The following is a 23,097-nucleotide window of genomic DNA, read 5'->3' as shown; positions in this document are numbered from 1 at the left end:
AAATACTTCAGGCCGGCTTCGGAGGCGTGCAGGCTGTCACGGCGGTAGGCCGCCAGAACGTACAGAGCCAGCGAGCTCATTTCGATGCCGATGTACATCGAGATCAGGTCGCCCGACGACGCCATCATACCCAGACCGATCGACGACAGGGTGATCAGGACCGGATATTCGAACTTGGCGACATTGTTGCGCTTCATCCAGACGTCGCCCAGCACGATGGCCATGGCCGACGACAGGAAGATCACCGCCTTGCCGTAAACCGACAGCGGGTCAGCAACATAGGTACCGCCAAAAGCCTGACCGAGCGGACCGGTGACAGTCAGCGCGGTAGCAGCCAGAAGCAGCAGGACCGACAGGCCCGAAACCAGACGGGTGGACTTCTCGCCGGTGAAAGCACCGATCATGAGAAGGACCAGGCCGCCGACCACGAGGGTGACCTCGGGGGCGGCGATTTGGAGTGCGGAAGACAGATCAGTCATAATGCTCTCACCCGCCGATGGCTGCGCGATAGGCGGTGGTCAGGGCTTCAACCGAAGGCCCCGTGATGTCGAGAATGGCGTTCGGGTACAGACCCAGAGCCAGAGTACCGACGACCAGCGGCACGAAGATAAGCAGTTCGCGCTTGTCGATGTCGGTGATGTTTTCCAGCTTCGGATTGGTGATCGGGCCGTACATGACGTTGCGGAACAGCGTCAGGGCGTACACAGCCGAGAAGATCACGCCCGAGGCGGCGATCAGAGCGGTCCAGGTCGAGACCTGATAAGCGCCGGTCATGGTCAGCACTTCACCGATGAAGCCCGAGGTGCCCGGCAGGCCCACGTTCGCCATGGTGAAGAACAGGAAGATGGCGGCATACCAAGGCATGCGAGCCGTCAGACCGCCGTAGAAGGCGATTTCACGGGTGTGCATGCGGTCGTAGATCACGCCAACGCACAGGAACAGCGCGCCCGAGATCAGACCGTGGCTCAGCATCTGGAACACGGCACCCTGAACACCGGCATCGTTACCGGCGAAGATACCCATGGTCACAAAGCCCATGTGGGCGACCGACGAGTAAGCGATCAGCTTCTTGATGTCGGTCTGACGGAAGGCGACCAGCGAGGTGTAAACCACGGCGATGACCGACAGGGTGAACACCAGCGGGGTGAACATCTCCGAAGCCTGCGGGAACATCGGCAGGTTGAACAGGATGAAGCCGTAGCCACCCAGTTTCAGCATGATGCCGGCCAGCATGACCGAACCGGCGGTCGGTGCCTGAACGTGGGCATCCGGCAGCCAGGTGTGGACCGGCCACATCGGCATCTTCACCGCGAACGAGGCGAAGAAGGCCAGCCACAGCAGCGGCTGAACAGCCGGGTCGAAGGCGTATTGCTTCAGTTCCGGAATGCTGGAGGTGCCGGTTTCAGCACGCATCCACAGCATGGCCAGCAGCATCAGCACCGAGCCCAGCAGGGTATAGAGGAAGAATTTGTACGAGGCGTAGATCCGGTTCGCACCACCCCAGATACCGATGACGAGGAACATCGGGACCAGAGTGCCTTCAAAGAAGAAGTAGAACAGGAACATGTCCAGCGAGGTGAACACGCCGATCGCCATGGTCGACAGCAGCATGAAGCAGACCATGTATTCGACGACGCGGGTCTCGATCGACTTCCAGCTGGCGATAACGCACAGCGGCACGAGGAAGGCCGTCAGCAGGACGAACAGGATCGAAATCCCGTCCACGCCGAGGTGATAGGCCGCACCGGCGAACCACGGAGCGTATTCCACGAACTGATAGGCGGTGTTCGACGGGTCGAACTTGGCCACCAGCAGGATCGACAGGGCAAGACCCACCAGGGACGTGCCCAGTGCGATCCAGCGTGCGGCCGGGGCCGCGGCTTCCTTGCCGCCCTTGTTCAGGAGGCTCGCGACGATGATCGCCGCGGCCCCGAGAAGCGGAAGGAAGGTAACGATGCTCAGAATGTGAGGCACGAGATTAAGCTCCCCACGTGAAGATGGCGAAGGCAAGGAACAGAGCCACGCCGATCAGCATCACGAATGCGTAGAAGTAAACGAAACCGGACTGGAAGCGCGACAGCCAGCCGCCCGACTTGAGCGAGGCCCACGCCGCGCCGTTCGGACCCAGACCATCGATGATCTTCACGTCGCCGATCTTCCAGAAGAAGTCGCCAAGTGCCTTGGCCCCCTTCACGAAGGTGACGTTGTAAAGCTCGTCCCAGAACCACTTGTTGTAGAGGAAGGTGTACAGCGCACCCTTCTTCTCGGCCATCTGCTTGGCAGCGCCTTCCTTGACCACATAGAGCCAGTAGGCAGCGAAGGTACCAATCAGGGTCACGATCAGCGGAGCCCACTTCACCCAGGTCGGGACGTTGTGGCTTTCGTGCAGAACGTGGTTGGCTGCCGACGTGAAGATAGCGCCACGCCAGAACTCACCTTCGTGGTGACCGATGAAGTGCGGTGCGAAGACCATACCGGCGAACACAGCACCCACCGACAGAACCAGCAGCGGCAGCACCATGATCCACGGGCTTTCGTGCGGATGCAGCGGGCCGTGGTGGTGATCGTCGTGCGCGTGGTCGTCAGCAGCGTGATCGTCGTGTGCAACAGCGGCGTGATGGTCGTCGTGGTGGGCAGCGCCCTCCTCTTCCTTCCATTGTGCCTTGTTGTGGAAGGTCATGAACACCAGACGCCACGAGTAGTAGGCGGTCAGCAGAGCCGCCATGATACCGATGGTGAAGGCGAACATGCCGAACACGGCGTGACCCGAAGCGGCCGAAGCGTAGGCGCTCTCGAGGATGGAGTCCTTCGAGTAGAAGCCAGCAAAGCCGCCGATGCCGGGGATACCCAGACCGGTGATGGCGATGGTGCCGATCATCATGGTTGCGTAGGTGATCGGCAGCAGCTTCCACAGGCCGCCCATCTTACGCATGTCCTGCTCGTGGTGCATGCCGTGGATCACCGAACCGGCGCCCAGGAACAGCAGAGCCTTGAAGAAGGCGTGGGTGAACAGGTGGAACATGGCCGACTGGTACGCACCGACGCCAGCAGCGAAGAACATGTAGCCGAGCTGCGAGCAGGTCGAGTACGCGATCACGCGCTTGATGTCGTTCTGCATCATGCCGACGGTGGCGGCGAAGATCGCCGTCACGCCACCAATGATGGTGATGAACTGGGTCGCGACCGGAGCGTTTTCGTACAGCGGCGACAGCAGGCAGACCATATAGACGCCCGCGGTCACCATGGTGGCGGCGTGGATCAGGGCCGACACAGGGGTCGGGCCTTCCATCGCGTCCGGCAGCCAGGTGTGCAGGAAGAACTGGGCCGACTTACCCATGGCGCCGATGAACAGCAGGAAGCCAGCGAGATCCAGAGCCAACCAGTTGTAGCCGAGGAATTCCCAGCCGGTACCAGCCTTGTCAGCGATCAGCGGGAACAGCTTGGCAAACTCGATCGTGCCGAACATCCAGAAGATGGTCATCATGCCGAGCAGGAAGCCGAAGTCACCCACGCGGTTGACTACGAAGGCCTTGATCGATGCAGCCGTTGCCGACGGCTTCTTATACCAGAAGCCGATGAGCAGGTACGAAGCGAGGCCCACGCCTTCCCAGCCGAAGAACATCTGCAGGAAGTCGGCAGCCGTCACCAGCGACAGCATCATAAAGGTGAACAGCGACAGGTAGGCGAAGAAGCGCGGACGGCTGTCGTCCTCCTTCATGTAGCCCCAGCTGTACATGTGGACCAGCGCCGAGACGCTGGTGACCACGATCAGCATGGTCGCCGACATGGCGTCGATGCGGATCGACCAGTTCGACTGGAAATCGCCGACGTGGATGAACGGCAGCAGCTTCACGGTGAAGGCTTCCAGCCCACCCCAGGTCCACTTGCTGAAAACGATCCACGAAATGACGCACGAGAAGAACAGCAGGCCGGTCGTCACTGCCTGAGAGGCAATGTCGCCGATCCGGCGTCCGAAGAAGCCAGCAATCATCGCGCCCAGCAGCGGGGCGAAGACGCCTAGAATGACGAGAGTTTGGATAGACACGGTCCCAATCAGCCCTTCATCACAGAGGCGTCGTCCACGGCGATGTCGCCACGGTTACGGAAGAAGGTCACGAGAATAGCCAGACCGACGGCGGCCTCGGCTGCGGCAACGGTGAGAACAAACATCGCCATCAACTGACCCTCGACATTGCCGAGGTAGCGCGAGAACGCGACAAAGTTGATGTTCACCGCCAGAAGGATCATCTCGATCGACATCAGGATAACGATGATGTTCTTGCGGTTCACGAAGATGCCGAACACGCCGATGGTGAACAGCATCGCAGCAACCGCGAGATAGTGCTGGAGCGAGATGTCCATCACAGAAGCTCCTCGGGTTTCACGCCGACGCCAGTGGCAGCCGACTTGATTTCGACGGCGTCAGCACGACGACGGTTAGCCTGAGCGGCCAGATCCTGACGGCGCACGCCTTCGCGCTTGCGCAGGGTCAGAACGATCGCGCCGATCATGGCGATCAACAGAACAATGCCCGCAGCCTGGAACAGGTAGACATAGTCGGTGTACAGCACGCGACCGATCGTCTCGGTGTTGGTTACGCCCTCGGCCAGCGCTGCCGGCGAGATCGCGTCACGGGCGGCACCGCTCTGGGCGACGCTGATCGACACCATCACCATTTCAGCCAGAAGGATTGCCGCGACGATACCGGCCAGAGGCAGGTAGCGGGCATAGCCTTCACGCAGGCGGACGAAGTCGACGTCCAGCATCATGACGACGAAGAGGAACAGCACCGCGAACGCGCCGACGTAGACCACCACCAACAGCATGGCAATGAACTCGGCACCGAGCAGCACAAACAGACCGGCTGCCGAGAAGAACGTCAGGATCAGCCAGAGGACGGAGTGGACCGGGTTACGCGCGGTCACGACCAAGAGGCCGGAGACCACGGCAACCGTTGCCATAAGATAGAAGGCCAGGCCTTGCAGCATGTGCGGGACGATGCCCCCTTCAAAACCAATGGTTCAGGCAAGATCACCTGAACCCTTCCAGAATTGCGGCCCTGCCCGACTGGGCAGGGTCAGTACGACGGAATTTGACGCCCCGTTTAACGGTACGGCGCGTCGAGTTCCAGATTCTTAGCGATCAAACGCTCCCAACGGTCGCCATTATCCAGAAGGCGTTCCTTGTCGTAGAGCAGTTCTTCACGCGTTTCGGTCGCGAACTCGGAGTTCGGACCTTCAACAATAGCGTCAACCGGGCATGCCTCTTGGCACAGGCCGCAGTAGATGCACTTCACCATGTCGATGTCGTAACGGGTGGTACGACGCGAGCCGTCCGCACGCGGTTCGGCTTCGATGGTGATGGCTTGCGCCGGGCAGATGGCTTCACAGAGCTTGCACGCAATGCAGCGCTCTTCGCCGTTCGGATAGCGGCGCAGGGCATGTTCGCCACGGAAGCGCGGCGATTGCGGGTTGCGCTCGAACGGATAGTTCACCGTCGCTTTCGGCTTCAGCATGTACTTCAGCGACAGGCCGACGGCGCCGAACGCGTCGGTCAGCATCGCGCCTTTGGCCGCCTGAACGATACGGGTCAGCATTACGATCTCACTCCAGCGCACTCGCGTTTATAGCGTGCGCTATCCTTATCCAAAGTCTGGCAGAGCCGCTGTCTTTCAGCGTCCTGCCGTACGATTTCTTCCTGACGGCGCTCCCACTGATAAACCGACACGGGGTCGGCCTCATAGGGCGTGCCGCACGCGGCCAGCGTCACAAGTCCAAGACCCATGATCGCCAACCTGACCATGTCAGTTGCAGTCGTAGCCCGGAACATTCCGGGCTCCGGTCTGACACCGAACGGTTTGCTGCTGGCGCTCCCGTGCCTCGCTGGCCTGACGCGCTTCGCGCTCGGCCGGCGTTTCTACACGTTGTTGCGAATAGTCATAGGGCTCAAAGTGCGAACAGGCACTTGTCCCCAGACCAATGGCAATCAAAGTCGAGAGCGCAAGCAGACGAACCATGGTCCTTAGCCTCCTACGGCGAAGACGCGCCAGGCTGCCACAAACACCACAGCCACCAGCGAGGCCGGCAGGAAGATCTTCCAGCCGAGGCGCATCAGTTGGTCGTAACGGTAACGCGGTACAAACGCTTTCACCAAGGCGATCATGAAGAACCAGAACACCACCTTCACGATGAAGGTCAGCAGATAGATGGTGTAGGCCGCGAATGCCGGCAGGCTGGCCATGAAGTCTTCCGACAGGAAGCCCGGGTTCCAACCGCCGCAGAACAGCAGGGTCATCATGGCGCACATGAAGACGATGTTCGCGTATTCACCGATCATGAACAGCAGATACGGGGTCGAGGAATATTCGACCTGATAACCGGCAACCAGTTCAGACTCTGCTTCAGGAAGGTCGAACGGCGGACGGTTGGTTTCTGCCAGTGCCGAGATGAAAAACACCACGGTCATCGGAATCATCACGATGATCGTCGGCCAGGTCCCTGCCCCGCCGCCGAACACGTGCCAGTTCCAGATGTAACCGGCTTGTTGGGTGACGATCTCGGTCAGGTTCATCGTGCCGGTCAGCAGGATGACGTTGATGATGATCAGGCCCATCGACACTTCATACGACACCATCTGTGCCGCCGAACGTAGCGAGCCGAGGAACGGGTACTTCGAGTTCGAAGCCCAGCCGCCCATGATGATGCCGTAAACACCCAGCGACGAGATCGCCAGAATGTAGAGGATGCCGACGTTCAGGTCCGAAATCACCCAACCCGGAGCGAAAGGAATGACCGCCCAGGCGATGAAGGCCAGAACGAAGGTGATCAGCGGAGCCAGCAGGAACACGACCTTGTCGGAACCGGCGGGAACCACGATCTCCTTCAGAACGAACTTGAAGAAGTCCGCGAAGGATTGCAGCAGGCCGAACGGGCCAACCACGTTCGGGCCCTTACGCAGCTGGACACCAGCCCAGATCTTGCGGTCGGCCAGCAGCAGGAAGGCCAGCGAAATCAGGATGCCAACGACAACCAGAAGGATCCCGCCAACAGTGGCGAGGGTCCAGCCGACCGGCGTTGCCCAGAAGGAAGTTGCTTCAGGCATGTCTTACTCCGCCGCCAGTGCGACCGGCGCGACCCGCTCACGGGACAGTTCGGCCATGGTTTCGCTGGCGCGCGCAATCGGGTTGGTCAGATAAGGATCGGCGATCGGGGTCACGAAGGCGGTATCACCCACATCACCCTTCACACCCAGCGCAGCCACGTCGAACGAAGCCGACGGAGCCAGATAGTCGATGCGACCGAACGACGGCACATCGGCCATCAGCTTGGTACGCAGTTGGTCGAGCGTGTCGTACGGCAGGGTCTGACCGGCGCGTTCCGACAGGGCGCGAATGATGGCCCAGTCTTCCTTGGCCTCGCCCTTCGGGAACACAGCGCGTTCCGACATCTGAACACGGCCTTCCATGTTCACGTACAGGCCCGACTTCTCGGTATAGGCCGCACCCGGCAGGATCACGTCGGCGCTGTGAGCGCCACGGTCACCGTGCGAGCCGAGGTAGACGCGGAAAGCGTCCGAGCCCGAAGCGTTGATTTCGTCAGCTCCCAGCAGGAACAGGACGTCCAGAGCGCCCGGCTTCAGCATGTCGGCAACAGCCAGACCGCCCTCACCCGGCAGGAAGCCCATGTCCAGACCCGCGACGCGCGAAGCGGCGGTGTGCAGGACGTTGAAGCCGTTCCAGCCATCCTTGACCGCGCCGACCTTCTTGGCGATTGCACCCAGAGCGTTCAGCACAGCCGCGCCGTTTTCACCGACCAGAGCGCCCATGCCGACGATGATCGCCGGGCGTTCAGCCTTGGTCAGGAAGTCGGTCGCAGCCTTCGGCAGCTTGCCGACAGTCTTCGAGCCTTCGCCCAGATAGGTATAGCTGTAGGTCAGGTCGACGTTCTGGCCGATGACGCCAACTTCGGTGCCGCCCTTCAGCCATGCCTTGCGGATGCGGGCGTTGAGCAGCGGAGCCTCAACGCGCGGGTTCGCACCCACGAGCAGAATAGCATCAGCGTTTTCAATGCCTTGGATCGAAGAGTTAAACAGGTAACCTTCGCGGGCACCGCCACCGATGGCTGCGCCATCCTGACGACAGTCGGTGTTGGCCGAGCCAAGAGCGCGGAACAGGTCCAGCAGAGCCTTCATCGACTCGGCGTCCTGCAGGTCGCCAGCGATCGCGCCGATGCGCTTGGCCGGAGCGGCCTTCAGCTTGGCAGCGACAGCGTTCAGAGCTTCGTCCCACGATGCGGCGCGCAGCTTGCCGTTCTCACGGATCCACGGACGGTCGAGGCGACGGGCTTGCAGGCCGTCAACGGCGTAGCGCGAACGGTCCGACAGCCACTCTTCGTTGATGCCCTCGTTCACACGCGGCAGAACGCGCATCACTTCCGAGCCACGGTAGTCGGCGCGGATGTTCGAGCCCATGGCGTCCATGACGTCAATGGTTTCGCACTTACGCAGTTCCCACGGACGATAGTGGTACTGCCACGGACGGTGCGTCAGAGCGCCAACCGGGCACAGGTCGTTGACGTTACCCGACAGCTCGCTGTCGATGTTCTTTTCCAGATAGGTGGTGATCTCGGCACTTTCGCCGCGCGAGATCATGCCGATGTCCGGAACGCCAGCCACTTCGGTGATGAAGCGGACGCAACGCGTGCACTGGATGCAGCGCGTCATGAACGTCTTGACCGTCGGGCCCATGTTCTTTTCTTCAACCGCGCGCTTGTTCTCGCTGTAACGCGAGCCGTCGCGGCCGTAGCCCATGGCCTGGTCTTGCAGGTCGCACTCGCCACCCTGGTCGCAGATCGGGCAGTCCAGCGGGTGGTTGATGAGCAGGAACTCCATCACACCTTCGCGGGCCTTCTTGACCATCGGGGTGTCGGTGAAGATTTCCTGACCGTCAGCAGCCGGCAGCGCACACGAAGCCTGCGGCTTCGGCGGTCCAGGCTTCACCTCGACGAGGCACATACGGCAGTTGCCGGCGATGGAAAGGCGTTCGTGGTAGCAGAAGCGCGGGATTTCCTGCCCGGCGCGTTCCGCGACCTGCAGCACGGTCATGCCCTGCTCGAACTCAACCTCGACACCATTTACCTTGGCGATAGGCATTACGATTACTCCGCCGCGATCGTGTGGCCGGCGAAGTTCGCGCGGCTGTTGCGGTAGGTGTTGATGCGGTCTTCGATCTCGTGACGGAAGTGACGGATCAGGCCTTGAACCGGCCATGCGGCAGCGTCACCGAGAGCGCAGATGGTGTGGCCTTCGACCTGACCGGCGACGTCCAGCAGCAGGTCGATTTCCGACGGATCGGCATCGCCCACGGCCATACGTTCCAGCACGCGCCACATCCAGCCGGTGCCTTCACGGCACGGCGTGCATTGGCCGCAGCTCTCGTGCTTGAAGAAGTAGCTGATGCGGGCGATGGCCTTCACGATGTCGGTCGAGTTGTCCATGACGGTGACACCGGCGGTACCCAGCGACGAGCGGTGCTCGCGCATGGAGTCGAAGTCCATCAGGGCCACTTCGGCCTGTTCGCGGGTGATCACCGGGCACGAAGCACCGCCCGGGATGATGGCTTTCAGGTTTTCCCAGCCACCGCGCACGCCGCCGCCGTGATCCTCGATCAGCTGGCGCAGCGGGATGGACATGGCCTCTTCGACCACGCACGGGGTGTTCACATGGCCCGACAGCGACATCAGCTTGGTGCCGGTGTTGTTCGGACGGCCGAAGCTGGCGAACCAGTCCGCGCCACGGCGCAGGATGGTGCCGACCACAGCGATCGATTCCACGTTGTTCACGGTCGTCGGGCAGCCGTACAGACCGGCGCCGGCCGGGAACGGCGGCTTCAGGCGCGGTTGGCCCTTCTTGCCTTCCAGCGATTCCAGCAGAGCGGTTTCTTCACCGCAGATGTAAGCGCCGGCACCGTGGTGGATATAGACGTGGAAGTCCCAGCCATGGACGTTGTTGTCGCCGATCAGCTTGGCCTCATAGGCCTGCTTGACGGCAGCTTCCATGCGCTCGCGTTCGAACACGTATTCGCCGCGCAGATAGATGTAGCAAGCATGGGCCTGCATCGCGAACGAGGCGATCAGCGCGCCTTCGATCAGCAGATGCGGGTCATGACGCATGATCTCGCGGTCTTTACAGGTCGCGGGCTCGGATTCGTCGGCGTTGATGACGAGGTAGTGAGGACGGTCCTTCACTTCCTTCGGCATGAACGACCACTTCAGGCCGGTCGAGAAGCCTGCGCCGCCGCGACCGCGAAGACCCGAGGCCTTAACGTTGTTGATGATCCAGTCGCGGCCAAGGTCCAGCATGTCCTTGGTGGCGTTCCACGCGCCGCGCTTCTTCGCCCCCTCAAGACCCCAATCATGGAAGCCGTAGAGGTTGGTGAAGATCCGATCCTTGTCTTCGAGGATTCCGACCATGGTTCCTTAAAGTCCTTCCGCCATACGGCGTTTGTGGTGGCGGGTGCGTTGGAAGATGGAAGTAATGACCATCACCCATCCTGCGAACAGCATAGCGTACGCAACCGGCACCGCATCTTCAGTCAGACCGAGTTTGCCGTCTCTCGACAGCGTGACGACGAGAGCCGCGACCACGACCAGCACAAAGCCGCCCAGACGCAGTTTCCAGCCCACGCGCTTCAATTCGGCGCGGTAGGCTGCCCTGCCCTCCGGTGTGTCGAGGTCCGGCCTTGCCATCAGGCTTCAGCCTTCGCCGGTTCGGAGTTCGGCAGCTTTTTGATCTTCTTGGCTGCCGAGCCGTCGTACAGCTTCGGATCGAGCAGAACGCGCGCGCCGCATTGCGGAGCCGAGTTGTGACGACCGTTGTACGGACCAGGTTGAGGCGTCTTGCCAGCGGCAAAATCGTCGATGATCTGAGCCATGTTTTCCGGCGTCAGGTCTTCGTAATAGTAGTCGTTGATCTGGGCCAACGGCGCGTTTGAGCATGCGCCCAGGCACTCGACTTCCTGCCAGGAGAAGCGACCGACGGCGGACAGAGTGTCCTTCTGACCGATCTTTTCCTTGCAGACGCGCATCAGATCCTGCGAGCCACGCAGCATGCACTGGGTGGTGCCGCAAACCTGGATCAGGGCAACCTTACCCACCGGCTCCAGCTGGAACATGGTGTAGAAGGTGGCGACTTCCAGAACGCGGATATAGGCCATGCCCAGCAGCTCGGCGATCGCACGGATCGCCGGCTCGGAAACCCAGCCTTCTTGCTTTTGAACCAGCCACAGGATCGGGATCACTGCCGATTGGCGACGGCCCTCGGGATACTTCTTGATCCACCACTGGGCTTTTTCCATCGTTTCCTTCGAGAACTCGAAGAAAACGGGTTGTTCTTTGGCCAGACGACGAACGCTCATCGGTCCACTTCTCCGAACACCATGTCGAGCGATCCCAGGATGGCCGAAACGTCGGCCAGCATGTGGCCGCGGTTCATCCAGTCCATGGCCTGCAGGTGGCGGAAGCCCGGTGCAGACAGCTTGACACGATAAGGTTTGTTGGTGCCATCCGACACCACATAGACGCCGAACTCACCCTTCGGTGCTTCGACGGCCGCGTACACTTCACCTTCCGGCGTCTTGAAGCCTTCGGTGTAGAGTTTGAAGTGGTGGATCAGCGCTTCCATCGAGCGCTTCATCTCGCCACGACGCGGCGGGGTGACTTTGTGGTCTTCGGCCAGAACCGGCTCGCCCGGGCAGTTGCGCAGCTTATGGATGCACTGCTCCATAATGCGGACGGACTGGCGCATTTCTTCGACGCGGCACAGGTAACGGTCCCAGCAGTCGCCGTTCTTACCGACAACGATGTCGAATTCCATGTCCGCGTAGCAGTCGTACGGCATGGCCTTGCGGATATCCCACGGGATGTCCGAGCCACGCAGCATGACGCCCGAGAAGCCCCAGGCCATCGCCTCTTCCTTGGACACGACGCCGATGTCGACGTTGCGTTGCTTGAAGATGCGGTTTTCGGTGACCAGCTTTTCGATGTCGTTCAGGGCTGCAGGGAATTCCTTGCACCACAGGTCGATGTCATCGATCAGGTCAGCCGGCAGGTCCTGATGGACGCCGCCCGGACGGAAATAGTTGGCGTGCAGACGCGCACCGCAGGCGCGCTCATAGAACACCATCAGCTTTTCACGCTCTTCGTGGCCCCACAGCGGCGGGGTCAGAGCGCCCACGTCCATGGCTTGCATAGTCGTGTTCAGCAGGTGGTTCAGGATACGGCCGATTTCCGAGTACAGGACGCGGATCAGCTGGCCACGGTACGGAACCTCGACGCCCAGCAGGCGCTCGATGGCCAGACAGAAGGCGTGCTCCTGGTTCATCGGCGACACGTAGTCGAGACGGTCCAGGTACGGAATGTTCTGCAGGTAGGTGCGCGATTCCATCAGCTTTTCGGTGCCGCGGTGCAGCAGGCCGATGTGCGGATCGACGCGGGTAACCAGCTCGCCGTCCAGCTCCAGCACCAGACGCAGAACGCCGTGGGCCGCCGGGTGTTGCGGGCCGAAGTTGATCGTGAACTTGCGGTCGTCCATCGCACGGGCGTGCGGGGTCAGGCCGTCTTCGTAATCCTCGAACGGATCGACGGTGACACCAAGCGGACGCGCGGGGGTGTTGTGTCCATCAGCCATGGATCAGGCTCCCGCTTTCTCGTCGCCCGGCAGGACTTGGTCCGGATATTCGGCACCTTCCCACGGCGAGAGGAAATCAAAGGTACGATATTCTTGAGCCAGCTTGACCGGCTCATAGACCACACGCTTCTGCTCTTCGTCGTAACGGACTTCGACATAGCCCGTCATCGGGAAGTCTTTGCGCAGCGGGTGACCCTGGAAACCGTAGTCGGTCAGGATGCGGCGCATGTCCGGGTGATCCGAGAAGATCATGCCGTACATGTCAAAGGCTTCACGCTCGAACCAGCCAGCCGACGGATAGACCGAAACGACCGACGGAACCGGCTTAACCTCGTCGGTCTGCACCTTGACACGCAGGCGCGCAGCGCGGGTCAGCGACAGCAGGTGGTAGACAACCTCGAAACGCTCTTCGCGGTCCGGATAGTCGGCACCGCAGACGTCCATCAGTTGCTGGAAGCCGAATTGGTCGCGCAGGCCCTTCATGACCTCCACGATCTTTTCGCGCGGAGCGATCAGAGTCAGCTCGCCATAGGCAACGACGGCCTCGACACCGAGAGCCGCCACCATTTCCGTACCCAGCGGGGTCAGAGCGTTCTCGCGCTCTGCGATGCGTACCAGTTCGCTCATCGTTCGATGCTCCCGGTACGACGGATCTTCTTCTGCAGTTGCAGGATGCCGTACAGCAGGGCTTCCGAGGTCGGCGGGCAGCCCGGGACGTAAACGTCAACCGGAACCACGCGGTCGCAACCACGCACGACGCTGTAGGAATAGTGGTAGTAGCCGCCGCCGTTGGCGCACGAGCCCATCGAGATGACGTAGCGCGGGTCCGGCATCTGGTCATAGACCTTGCGCAGGGCCGGAGCCATCTTGTTGGTCAGGGTACCGGCCACGATCATCAGGTCCGACTGGCGCGGCGAACCACGCGGAGCCGTGCCGAAGCGCTCCAGGTCGAAGCGCGGCATCGACAGCTGGATCATTTCCACGGCGCAGCAGGCCAGACCGAACGACATCCACATCAGCGAGCCAGTACGTGCCCAGGTGATGACGTCGTCCAGCGAGGTCGTCAGGAAGCCCTTGTCACCGAGTTCGGTGTTCACGGCCTCAAAGAATTTGTCGTGGATCTTGGGGTCATACCCCTCGACGGTCGAGCGCGCAGCCGAACCGGCCGGCACCAGCGGTGAAGCCGGTGCGATAACCGACGACGAAGGCGTGATCACTGCCATTCCAGTGCTCCCTTCTTCCATTCGTAGATGAAGCCCACGGTCAGTACGCCGAGGAAGACCATCATCGACCAGAAGGCAAAGACCATCTGTGCGTGCGAGAGATCAAACAGCGAGACCGCCCACGGAAACAGGAAGGCCACTTCGAGGTCGAAGATGATGAAGAGGATCGACACCAGATAGAAACGGACGTCGAACTTCATGCGTGCGTCATCAAAGGCATTGAAGCCGCACTCATAGGCCGACACTTTTTCCGTGTCCGGGTTCTTGGGAGCCAGCACCCATGCTGCAAGCATGAAAGCCGAACCCAGAACGATGGCGATCGCAATGAAAACGACGATCGGTAGGTAATCTAGAAGAAATTCATTCATTCGAGCTGCCTCGCCCGCCGGTGGGAGGGGGCGGATTCGGCGCTTCTTAGACCCAACTTCGCCAGTGTTCAAACCCGAGAAGCCAATAAGGCCACATTGAGAACGGTTCGCAAAAGACCGGCGTTTTCATAGGCCTGCGTTACGCAACGAAAACCGCAGGATTGGTGACGTTTGAAACTCGTTTATGTTCCGATACGCGATTATTTGCGAATTTCGGCTTTCGTCGAAGCACTCTTCTATATGCGGGTGCGTTTCCAATCGCCGCGCGGGTGCCAAGCCTCGGAAATTTTCAGGAAATTTCCAAAAAAGTGCATTTTCTGGATCAGGATCGCTTGACCTGAACGAGGGGCATCAGTAAACGACCCACCTCGCCGCGGCGCACTAGACGCTTCGGCCGGGAAACGCGGGTGTAGCTCAGTTGGTTAGAGTGCCGGCCTGTCACGCCGGAGGTCGCGGGTTCGAGCCCCGTCACTCGCGCCACTCTCCTTCAAAACTTATGACTTGAAGAAGAGTGGCGCATCCGCTGCGTTCACCCACCCTCCTCCATGACATTTCAGTCTCAAACCGCTCAGGCGACCGGTTGGGCCGCCTCGACAGATTCGCGCACGAACTCGGGCCGCTGGCTGAGTTCGCCGTAGAGCATGCTCAAATCCTCGAACACGCGCGGCCATGCGAATTGTTCGACAGTTTTGAGTCGTGCGGCCTTGCCGATGGCTTCGATGTCCCGCTCGAACAAAGCGGTGATCGCCTCGGCATAGGCGCGAGGCTCAGCCTTCCTTGCCAACTGACCGACGGACGAATCAACCGTCTCGGCCACACCGCCCGCGTTGACACCGACGACAGGGCGTCCGCAGGCCATAGCCTCCAGCACGATCAGGCCGAACGGCTCCTTGTCATTGGCATGCACAAAGGCGTCCACGCTGGCGACGATGCGGGCCACGGCACGCGGGTCCTTTTCATAGTCGAGCGAGATCACACGATCTTCGGCGGGCATGCCGGAACCGGCCCCCACCAGAACGAGGTAATAGGGATCACCCAGCCGCTGGACGGCTTCGATCAGGACATCGACATTCTTTTCCTTGGCCGGACGTCCTGCAAAGCACAGCAGGCGCGCCGATGCCGGAAGGCCCAGCCGCTTCAGCAGCCAGTCACGGTCGCGACGCTCCGGCGTGAAGGTGTCGATCTCAACGCCCAGGGGACGAATGACGATATTGCCCACGCCCGCCTCTTCCAGACGGCTGGCGATAAAGCGGCTGGGCGAGACGACGCGGTCAAATTGTGAGAAAAGCTTGGCCCACCGCTTCTCGACCGGCTTCTTGGCCCACTCACCAAAGTGAAGAGCAGCCAAGGCCGCCGGATCCGAATGACAAAAGCCGACGACGGGAGCGCCGACCCGTTGGCCGGCCTCAAGCGCACCCTGCCCTGCCGTATAGGGATCGCCCGCCTCAATGACTGCGGGATCGAGTGCAGAGACCCATGCGCCCCATTTGCGGACAGAGCTGGGCCAGCGATAGCCGTCGCCAAACGGCAGCTTGGGCGAACGAATCTGTACGATGCCGTCACTGCCGACAGAATGATTGGCACCCGGAACCACAAGCGTGTGATCGACCCCGGGCCTGTTGGCGGCCAGCCAAGCCTGTTTCGCCAGAAGATAGCGTTTCACCCCGCCCGAGCGGGGCGCGAAAAGCATGGTCGTATCGACGAATCGCGGTCTTCCCTGCCCCGAGGAAGTTTTTGCCATCCGCTTCAAGGATGAGAGGGTGTTGGTGACCTTTTCATCCAAACTTGGCAGAAGACTTAGTTCAACTTCCTGAATGTCGACGTGGCTCATCATTAACTACCTGTGACGCGAAGCCTTTCAAACGCATAAGACAGACACAGGATGCGCACGGCGGTGATGTGAATTTCGGCCGCCGGTTTTCATCTACCATTCAGATAACGTGACATTATAGTGCGTGTCACCAATGCGTTGTGCACGACCGTAAACAATCTGTATGGCCTTGCATTCGCCTCAAAACTGTGAAACTTGGGGTCATTGAGCGAATGTCCTGCTAGTAGGTCGCTCTGCTATCTGACGAACGATACACATCGAGGGGTTAGTTTCGAATGCGTGCACTTCTGGCCACCGCGGCCGCTAGTGCTCCGCTGGTCGTCGCGTCCGGTGCCTTTGCCGAGACTGTGATCTCCAATGCGCGGACCACGCCCATTCGCACCTCGACGGCTACGGGTACGGCTGCGGACAACATCCGTATGGCCAGCGGCGGTTCTATCGCTGTGGCTAGCGGCACCGCCGTCACCGTCGATTCGTCGCATGGCTTTGACATGGATTCCGGCTCGTCCATCACCCTGGACAAGTCTGCTAGCGGTTCGACCGCTGTTCTGATCAATCCGGGTCTGACCGCGCCGATCACCATCGGTGGCCAAATCCGCGTCAACGACACCATCGAAACCTATACCGACACCGATAAGGACGGCGATCCTGACGGCCCGCTGGCCGAAGGTGAAAACCGCTACGGTCTTCGATTCGCGGGTCCGGGTACCTCGACCGGAAACGTCCTGATCGAAAGCAGCGGCAGCATTGCCGTCGAAGGCAATAATTCGCGCGCCATCTCGGTCGAGAGTGACCGTGTCGGCTCCTTCACCAGCTATGGCCAGATTTCTGTCACCGGCACCAATTCGACCGCTGTGCATCTGGGCGGCTCGACCACGGGTGACGTGAACCTGCTGGGCGGTATCCGCGCCACGGGCGAAGGCGCTCAGGGCGTCGACGTCCAAGGCGATATCGACGGCCAGCTGAAGGTGCACAGCGCCATCACCGCCACCGGCTTCCGCTACACCACCCGTCCGGCCAACCGTCCGGAAAAGGGTGCCATCGACGGTGCCTACTATTATGAAAACCTCGACGCCGACGATCTTCTGATCGGCGGTCCGGCCCTCAACATCGGCGCGGACCTGACCCGTGGTCTGGTTCTCGACACCGGCCTTTCCTATGGCTCGGGCGGCATTGACGCCGATGATGACGGTGACGGTATCAAGAACGGCGACGAGGATGATGACGGCGACGGCATCAAGAACCGCGACGACCCCGACCGCGACGGCGACGGCCTGACCGACTCGCTGGAAACCCGCGCCTCTGTGACCTCGTTCGGCAGCGCACCGGCCATCTCGATCGGTTCGGCTACCCGTACGGTTGAACTGGGTGCGGCCGGTACCGGCGAAAACGCCTATGGCTTTAACAACCGTGGCGCGGTTACCGCCGCTGGCGTCTTCGATAACATCGACGCGACGGCCCTGCGCATTGGTGGCAACTCTTCGCAAGCCGTGACTATCGCTGGCGGCGTCCGCAACTCGGGCGAAATCGTCGCTACCGCCCTACATGGCAATGCGACCGCTGTTCAGGTCGGTACCGATGCGACCGTGCCGTCCATCAACAACTCCGGCACTATCCGCGCTATCGGCACCAGCAATGTGGCCCGCGATATGACCGCAATCGACATTGCGGCTGGCGGCAATGTCACCGACATCACCAACTCGGGTTTGATCTCGGCGGATGCGACGGGCGGCAAGGCCAATGCCACCGCCATCAATGACGCCTCGGGCAATCTGCGCACCATCACCAACCAAGGCACAATCAACGCCTCGGTCGTACTGGCTGACGCCAACGACACGCTGACGGGCCGTGCAACCGCCATCAATCTGGCAAACAACACCGCGGGCGTGACCCTGATTCAGGACGGCATCGTGGGTGGCGTTGTCGACGGCGTGACCGACAGCGATGGCGACGGCGTGCCCGACGTCCGCGAGCCGGTGCTGAACGGCAATGTGGTTTTGGGCAGCGGTGCAGACGTTGTCGATATCCGCAACGGTACCGTCACGGGCGACATCAACTTCGGCTCCGGTGCCGACAGCCTCAAGATTTCGGGCGGTGCAGTGGTTCGCGGCGCAATCACGACCGCGGACGGCAATCTGGGCATCGATATCACCAAGGGCACTCTGGACGCCCGCCAGACCGGCACCACCAACCTCACCTCGCTGAATGTCGGCGCTGACGGCACGCTGATCGTGACGCTGGATCCGGCCACCTCGACCACGGGCGGTTTCAAGGTCAACGGCAACGCCAACTTTGCCGACGGCGCGGGTGTGGGCGTGCGCTTCAACACCCTGATCGACGGCACCGAGCGCTTTACCCTCATCGATGCGAACAACCTGACCGTCGGCAATCTCGACGATCTGGCGCTGGCCGAAAACTCGCCCTACGCCTATGTCGTGGGTCTGGACGCCGATCTGGCTAACAACAAACTCTATGTCGACGCCCGCCGCCGCACGGCTGAAGAAGCCGGCATGATCGCGGTTGAAGCCGACGCTTATGACGTTCTCTATGCTGGCCTTGCCGAAAATGACGCCATTCGTGGTGCTCTGCTCGGCCAGACGACGCGAGAAGGCTTCTTCAACATCTACGAGCAACTGCTGCCGGACCACTCGGGCGGCCCGCTGATGTCGCTGGCATCGGGTGTTGATGCGGTAACCCGCGCCCTCACCGGCCGTAATGCCTCGGCAGCTCTGGGTGAAACCAGTGCCTGGGTGCAGGAAATCAACTTCTACGCCGACAAGGACAAGACCGACACCTACGGCTTCCGTTCGGAAGGCTTCGGTGTGGCCGGTGGCGTGGAACGCGGCACCAAGGCTGGCGCTCTGGGCGTCTCGGTGGCCTTCACCTCCTCCGATCTGGAAGAGCCGGAAGCCGCCGCCGAAGAAGTCCTGTCGGCGAACCTGCTGGAACTGGGCGTCTACTGGCGTGCCCAAGGTCAGGCATGGACCACCTGGGCCCGTGCTGCTGCCGGTTACGCATGGATGGATGCAACCCGTCGTCTGGTCACCGATGGCGTGAACCTGAAGAACGAATCCAGCTGGAACGGCATCACGCTGGCCGCTGCGGGTGGTGCCTCTTATGAGAAGCACTTCGGTCGCCTGAACGTCCGTCCGGAAATCTACGCCGAGTATTTCTCGCTCAGCGAAGACAGCCGTTCGGAAAAGGGTGGCGGTGACGGCTTTGATCTGGATATCGAGGAACGCGACGGCCACCTGTTCTCGGGCGTTGCGGCTGTGAACATCGGCTACGGCTTCGGCAAGGACGGCTGGATCCGTCCGGAAGTGCGCGTCGGTTATCGTCACAACTTCTCGGTCGACAGCGGCGAGACCATTGCCCGCTTCGCTTCGGGTGGCGATTCCTTCCGCCTGAAGGGCCTCGGCATCGAGGGCGGCGGCCCGATCCTCGGCTTCCGACTGAATGTCGGCAACGAACTGGGCATGCTGTCCATCACCGGCGATGCAGAGCTGCTGGAAGACTACGTCCGCTACACCCTGCTGCTGCGGGCCAGCTTCAAGTTCTGATTTGAAGCCTGAAATTGAAAACGGCCGCCGGACATTCCGGCGGCCGTTTTTGTTTGTGCCAACACCTCAACGTTCCGAGCAGTCGTCGCCTGTGCGTTTGCGGTAATCGGGGCCTTCCTGCGGTTCCATGCGCGTGCCGGTCCAACGGAACATCTGCGAGGCACAGACGTCGCCCCTGGGCTGCCACGTCGCCGTCAGGTGATCCCAGCCCCAGGTATGCTCCAACTGGAGGTAGGGATAATCTTCGCCGCCCAGCTCCAGCCAATAGAGCTGGCCGGTCTCCTTGTTGCCGACCACCCCGTGGGTGCAACCGGTGCCGCATCCCCAGCGGATCACCACAAATATGCCCGCCAGATTCGGCTTTTCCTTCCACCCTTCCCGGATGCGAGTCCGATATTCACGGAATCCCCCCACCAGATTCGGCTGCGTATCGAAGTCTCTCGGCAGGGTTTCCCGCACATTCGAGGGCGCAATCGGCTCAGCCCTAGGCTCAGTAGACCCAGGAACGGGCGATTCCTGCATCTCTATTGGCGGAATCACAGGCTCTGGAACAACCGGATTGGCTGCATCACGCGTCACGGTTTGCGGACGGCCCTGCTGCACAAAGACCAGCGCACCGATTCCTGCGGTAGCCAACACGGCCAGAGACGCCACCAGCACAGCTTTCGATCCTGATTTGCGGGGTTTGGCCGCCGACGAATCCAGCGCAGCCTTCTCGCGCTCGAATTCGGCGTCTGTCAGCGAGCCTTCTTTGTGAAGACGGCTCAGTCGTTCCAGCTGATCGATCCGATCGTTCATGCCCCCTCCTCGCGATGTGATTCCAGGCGATTCAATCGCCCCGCGATCAGTTCGTTCCGAGTGGGACGGACTTAGAAGTTTGTATCTAGCCGGAAAATCAAAAAGGCCGCCCTAGCGGGCGGCCTTTTGAAGCATCGAGATGGCTGGGGAACTAGGACTCGAACCTAGAATGACGGTACCAAAAACCGTAGTGTTACCATTACACCATTCCCCACCGATCCGGTGAAGCGCTGGAGAGCAATGCGCCCCGGCGATGTGTGGTAGATACCCCCACGCTTTTTCGGACGCAACACCTTTCTTGCTGAAATTGCAGAAATTTTCATCGAGCAATGTGTTTTTTCGAAAGTGCCATTTTTGGTCTTGCAGGCCGAAAAGAGGGTAGCTATACACCCACTCCTCGGCGGCGGGCAGCGCCCCACCGCTTCGAGAACAAGTCGGAGTGTGGCTCAGTCTGGTAGAGCACCGCGTTCGGGACGCGGGGGTCGCAGGTTCGAATCCTGCCACTCCGACCATCTTCTTCCCTAAATCGTTATCTGCTTCACGCACTTATCGGGATGGCGAAGCTGTGCGTTGTGTTTCATGCTGCCGCACATGAGCAACACTGCCCTCACCGCCCCCGTCGATGTCGTCGAGTTCTGGAAATCGGCCGGACCCGAAAAGTGGTTCGCAAAGAGCGATTCCTTCGATGCCTATTTCAAGGCCCGCTTTCTGGACGCCCACTACGCCGCCGCGCGGCGCGAGTTGGACGACTGGATGAACACGGCTGACGGCGCGCTGGCTCTCATCATCCTGCTGGATCAGCTGCCGCGAAACACCTTCCGCGGCACGGCGCACATGTTTGCAACCGATCCGCTGGCGCTCGTACTCGCCTATCAGGCTATCGAGAAGGGTCTCCACCATCAGGTCGAAGCCGAACTCGCCCCCTTCATCCTGATGCCGCTGATGCATTCGGAATCAATCGAGGATCAGGAGAAGCTCATCAGCCTGCTGGATCCGGTGAAGCAGGCCAACACCCTTCACCATGCCATCGTGCACAGGGACATCATCGCCAAGTTTGGTCGCTTTCCCCATCGAAACCAATGTCTTGGCCGTATCACTACGCCCGAGGAGCAGGCTTTTCTGGATGATGGCGGCTTCTCCGGCTGAGCCTCACCGACAGCGGAAATGATTCATTCATATGGTTACGCTTAGAGACGTCCCATTACGTCTGGGGGAACCTTATGAAAAAATCGCTTTTGACGGCGGGCCTGCTGTCGTTCACCGCATTGGCATCCGCTGCGCACGCGACCCAGCGTGATGAAGGGCTGGCGATTCCACGATGCAGCCAGAACATAGGCACCGTCGTCATCGTCGAAGCCCAGAAAGACATGTTCGGGGCCATGGACATGGCTCCGCCCGCTGCTCTGCTTCGCCATCTTGTCCGTGAATCGGGCTGCTTCACCCTGATCCAGCGCGCACCGGGTGGTGCCGCCCCCGTTGCGCCGCGCATGCCCGAGTTCGCTCTGGCCGCGAACCTGACCAACGAGATCAAGCTGGGTGACGGCCGTACGGGCGTGCTGGGCGTCGTGGGCCGCAACCGCGCCACCCGCTATGTCGCCAACGCTGCGCTGGAGAGCGCGACCGGCGGCATGATGAATATGAACCGCCTCGAGGAAGGCATTGATATGGCCCACGACGGTCGTCTCGATGCCGCCATCGAAGCCGCAGCCGAGGCTGGTGTCATGATCACCGGCGCCGTTGTTGCCGGTGCCGGTGCCGTTCTGGAAGAAACCGCCAACTCGGCTGATTCCTACAATCGCGCTTATGCCGCTTCGGGTTACAGCGACCCGCGCCAGAATATGGAAATGGCCGCCGCCACCGGCACCACCCGCGTTGCGGGCCGCACCCTGTCCTCGGCGGGGCGCGCCATGATGGAAGGCCCCGATCCGGAGGCGCGCCGCATGATGGACGAAGGCATGGCCCGTTTTGGTGTTTCCCAACCGTCCACGGGCGATATGCTGAACCAGATGCCGGGCGCACGCCTGCTGGGCTTCGGAGGTCGTAAGTCGGACGAGGACATCCTGCGCGACGCCATGGAAGACCTGAAAAAGGATCTGGGCCGCGGCAAGACCGACGCCATGGTCGAAATGTCGCTGGTCAGTCTGCCGCTGGGCGAAGTGGTTGGCGAAATGAGCGACACGGCCAACCGCGACGAAGTCCGTCGCCGTCGCATCTCCAACAATAATTTCAACGGTCGCGTGGGCCGAGGCTGGGAAGACAGCGACGAAGGCAAGGCCATCGCTCTGGCCATCACCAATTCCTACACCGAACTGGTGACCCAACTCGGCGGCATGGGCTCAACCACGCCTGAGATCACCGTGGCCACACGCGAGGCTGTTCGCAAGGCCGAGGAAGACCGCATCCGTCGCGCAGAAGCCGAGGCCGCCCGCAACCGCCGCCCCGAGCCGCGCACCGCCTCGCGTCCTGAGCCGAGCCGCCGCGTCGCCGCCAAGTCCAACCAACCGGCACAGGCCGAAGTGATCCGTAATGCGATCCTGCGCGATGCCCCCGCTGGACGCGTGGTCACCCAGCTAACCGCTGGCGCGACCGTGTATCCGACCGGTGAGGTGGACGATATCTGGCGCGAGGTTGAA

The 23,097-nt window shown here is 61.1% G+C and carries 21 protein-coding genes and 3 tRNA genes; 5 read left to right on the top strand and 19 right to left on the bottom strand.

Features of this window, described 5'->3' with window-relative positions:
- The 16 genes from Q0Y42_RS11450 to Q0Y42_RS11375 all read right to left on the bottom strand — a co-directional run.
- The coding region (locus tag Q0Y42_RS11450) for a proton-conducting transporter membrane subunit (RefSeq protein WP_297803824.1) at positions 1-479 on the bottom strand (479 nt) is incomplete at its 3' end.
- Between the two features lie 7 nt (positions 480-486).
- Entirely contained in the window at positions 487-1,974 is a 1,488-nt protein-coding gene (locus Q0Y42_RS11445; protein ID WP_297803822.1) for an NADH-quinone oxidoreductase subunit M, read from the bottom strand.
- Between the two features lie 4 nt (positions 1,975-1,978).
- Positions 1,979-4,039 carry an NADH-quinone oxidoreductase subunit L gene (gene nuoL, locus Q0Y42_RS11440; RefSeq protein ID WP_297803828.1) on the bottom strand — a complete coding sequence of 687 codons (2,061 nt, stop codon included), beginning with the start codon at positions 4,037-4,039 and terminating at the stop codon, positions 1,979-1,981.
- A gap of 14 nt (positions 4,040-4,053) precedes the next feature.
- The gene (gene nuoK, locus Q0Y42_RS11435; protein ID WP_242913295.1) at positions 4,054-4,362 is read right to left on the bottom strand and encodes an NADH-quinone oxidoreductase subunit NuoK; all 309 of its coding nucleotides are present in this window, start codon (positions 4,360-4,362) and stop codon (positions 4,054-4,056) included.
- Positions 4,362-4,988: an NADH-quinone oxidoreductase subunit J gene (locus Q0Y42_RS11430; RefSeq protein ID WP_297803819.1), complete on the bottom strand. Its 627-nt coding sequence runs from the start codon at positions 4,986-4,988 to the stop codon at positions 4,362-4,364. Before Q0Y42_RS11430 ends, nuoK begins: the two co-directional genes overlap by 1 nt.
- A gap of 116 nt (positions 4,989-5,104) precedes the next feature.
- A complete protein-coding gene (gene nuoI / locus Q0Y42_RS11425; RefSeq protein ID WP_242913293.1) occupies positions 5,105-5,596 on the bottom strand; it encodes an NADH-quinone oxidoreductase subunit NuoI in 492 nt (163 codons plus the stop codon).
- A 207-nt stretch (positions 5,597-5,803) separates the two neighbouring features.
- Positions 5,804-6,016, bottom strand: coding sequence for a hypothetical protein (locus tag Q0Y42_RS11420; RefSeq protein ID WP_297803814.1), 213 nt, complete (start codon positions 6,014-6,016; stop codon positions 5,804-5,806).
- Between the two features lie 5 nt (positions 6,017-6,021).
- Positions 6,022-7,101, bottom strand: coding sequence for an NADH-quinone oxidoreductase subunit NuoH (gene nuoH, locus Q0Y42_RS11415; protein WP_297803812.1), 1,080 nt, complete (start codon positions 7,099-7,101; stop codon positions 6,022-6,024).
- Between the two features lie 3 nt (positions 7,102-7,104).
- Positions 7,105-9,150, bottom strand: coding sequence for an NADH-quinone oxidoreductase subunit NuoG (gene nuoG, locus Q0Y42_RS11410; RefSeq protein ID WP_297803810.1), 2,046 nt, complete (start codon positions 9,148-9,150; stop codon positions 7,105-7,107).
- 5 nt (positions 9,151-9,155) lie between these two features.
- Positions 9,156-10,469, bottom strand: coding sequence for an NADH-quinone oxidoreductase subunit NuoF (gene nuoF / locus Q0Y42_RS11405; RefSeq protein ID WP_297803808.1), 1,314 nt, complete (start codon positions 10,467-10,469; stop codon positions 9,156-9,158).
- A 6-nt stretch (positions 10,470-10,475) separates the two neighbouring features.
- Complete coding sequence (locus Q0Y42_RS11400; protein ID WP_297803803.1) at positions 10,476-10,745, bottom strand: hypothetical protein; 270 nt, start codon at positions 10,743-10,745, stop codon at positions 10,476-10,478.
- Entirely contained in the window at positions 10,745-11,413 is a 669-nt protein-coding gene (nuoE, locus tag Q0Y42_RS11395; protein ID WP_297803801.1) for an NADH-quinone oxidoreductase subunit NuoE, read from the bottom strand. The genes Q0Y42_RS11400 and nuoE overlap by 1 nt, the downstream gene beginning before the upstream one ends.
- Positions 11,410-12,588, bottom strand: coding sequence for an NADH-quinone oxidoreductase subunit D (locus Q0Y42_RS11390; protein WP_297803826.1), 1,179 nt, complete (start codon positions 12,586-12,588; stop codon positions 11,410-11,412). The genes nuoE and Q0Y42_RS11390 overlap by 4 nt, the downstream gene beginning before the upstream one ends.
- A gap of 99 nt (positions 12,589-12,687) precedes the next feature.
- The gene (locus tag Q0Y42_RS11385) at positions 12,688-13,311 is read right to left on the bottom strand and encodes an NADH-quinone oxidoreductase subunit C (RefSeq protein WP_297803799.1); all 624 of its coding nucleotides are present in this window, start codon (positions 13,309-13,311) and stop codon (positions 12,688-12,690) included.
- Positions 13,308-13,928: an NADH-quinone oxidoreductase subunit B gene (locus Q0Y42_RS11380; protein ID WP_292054442.1), complete on the bottom strand. Its 621-nt coding sequence runs from the start codon at positions 13,926-13,928 to the stop codon at positions 13,308-13,310. Before Q0Y42_RS11380 ends, Q0Y42_RS11385 begins: the two co-directional genes overlap by 4 nt.
- Complete coding sequence (locus Q0Y42_RS11375; protein ID WP_297803797.1) at positions 13,898-14,275, bottom strand: NADH-quinone oxidoreductase subunit A; 378 nt, start codon at positions 14,273-14,275, stop codon at positions 13,898-13,900. Before Q0Y42_RS11375 ends, Q0Y42_RS11380 begins: the two co-directional genes overlap by 31 nt.
- A 403-nt stretch (positions 14,276-14,678) precedes the next feature.
- On the opposite strand from Q0Y42_RS11375, the gene Q0Y42_RS11370 reads away from it, so the two are divergent.
- Positions 14,679-14,755, top strand: a tRNA-Asp gene (locus Q0Y42_RS11370).
- A gap of 88 nt (positions 14,756-14,843) precedes the next feature.
- On the opposite strand, the gene Q0Y42_RS11365 is transcribed toward Q0Y42_RS11370, so the two are convergent.
- Positions 14,844-16,016, bottom strand: coding sequence for a glycosyltransferase (locus Q0Y42_RS11365; RefSeq protein WP_297803795.1), 1,173 nt, complete (start codon positions 16,014-16,016; stop codon positions 14,844-14,846).
- Positions 16,017-16,381: 365 nt separating this feature from the next.
- On the opposite strand from Q0Y42_RS11365, the gene Q0Y42_RS11360 reads away from it, so the two are divergent.
- A complete protein-coding gene (locus tag Q0Y42_RS11360; RefSeq protein WP_297803793.1) occupies positions 16,382-19,666 on the top strand; it encodes an autotransporter domain-containing protein in 3,285 nt (1,094 codons plus the stop codon).
- Positions 19,667-19,732: 66 nt separating this feature from the next.
- Here Q0Y42_RS11360 and Q0Y42_RS11355 read toward each other — a convergent pair whose 3' ends face one another.
- Positions 19,733-20,464: an SHOCT domain-containing protein gene (locus Q0Y42_RS11355; protein ID WP_297803791.1), complete on the bottom strand. Its 732-nt coding sequence runs from the start codon at positions 20,462-20,464 to the stop codon at positions 19,733-19,735.
- Between the two features lie 140 nt (positions 20,465-20,604).
- Positions 20,605-20,678 (bottom strand) — tRNA-Gln (locus tag Q0Y42_RS11350).
- Between the two features lie 221 nt (positions 20,679-20,899).
- On the opposite strand from Q0Y42_RS11350, the gene Q0Y42_RS11345 reads away from it, so the two are divergent.
- The 3 genes from Q0Y42_RS11345 to Q0Y42_RS11335 form a co-directional block, all read left to right on the top strand.
- A tRNA-Pro gene (locus Q0Y42_RS11345) sits at positions 20,900-20,976 on the top strand.
- Positions 20,977-21,055: 79 nt separating this feature from the next.
- Positions 21,056-21,610: a DUF924 family protein gene (locus tag Q0Y42_RS11340; protein WP_297803789.1), complete on the top strand. Its 555-nt coding sequence runs from the start codon at positions 21,056-21,058 to the stop codon at positions 21,608-21,610.
- A 74-nt stretch (positions 21,611-21,684) separates the two neighbouring features.
- On the top strand, positions 21,685-23,097 hold a 1,413-nt coding region (locus tag Q0Y42_RS11335), incomplete at its 3' end, for a hypothetical protein (RefSeq protein WP_297803787.1).

Origin of the sequence: uncultured Brevundimonas sp., assembly GCF_947305955.1 — a bacterium.
Classification (GTDB): Bacteria; Pseudomonadota; Alphaproteobacteria; order Caulobacterales; family Caulobacteraceae; genus Brevundimonas.
This window is presented reverse-complemented; position numbering and strand designations above follow the sequence as displayed.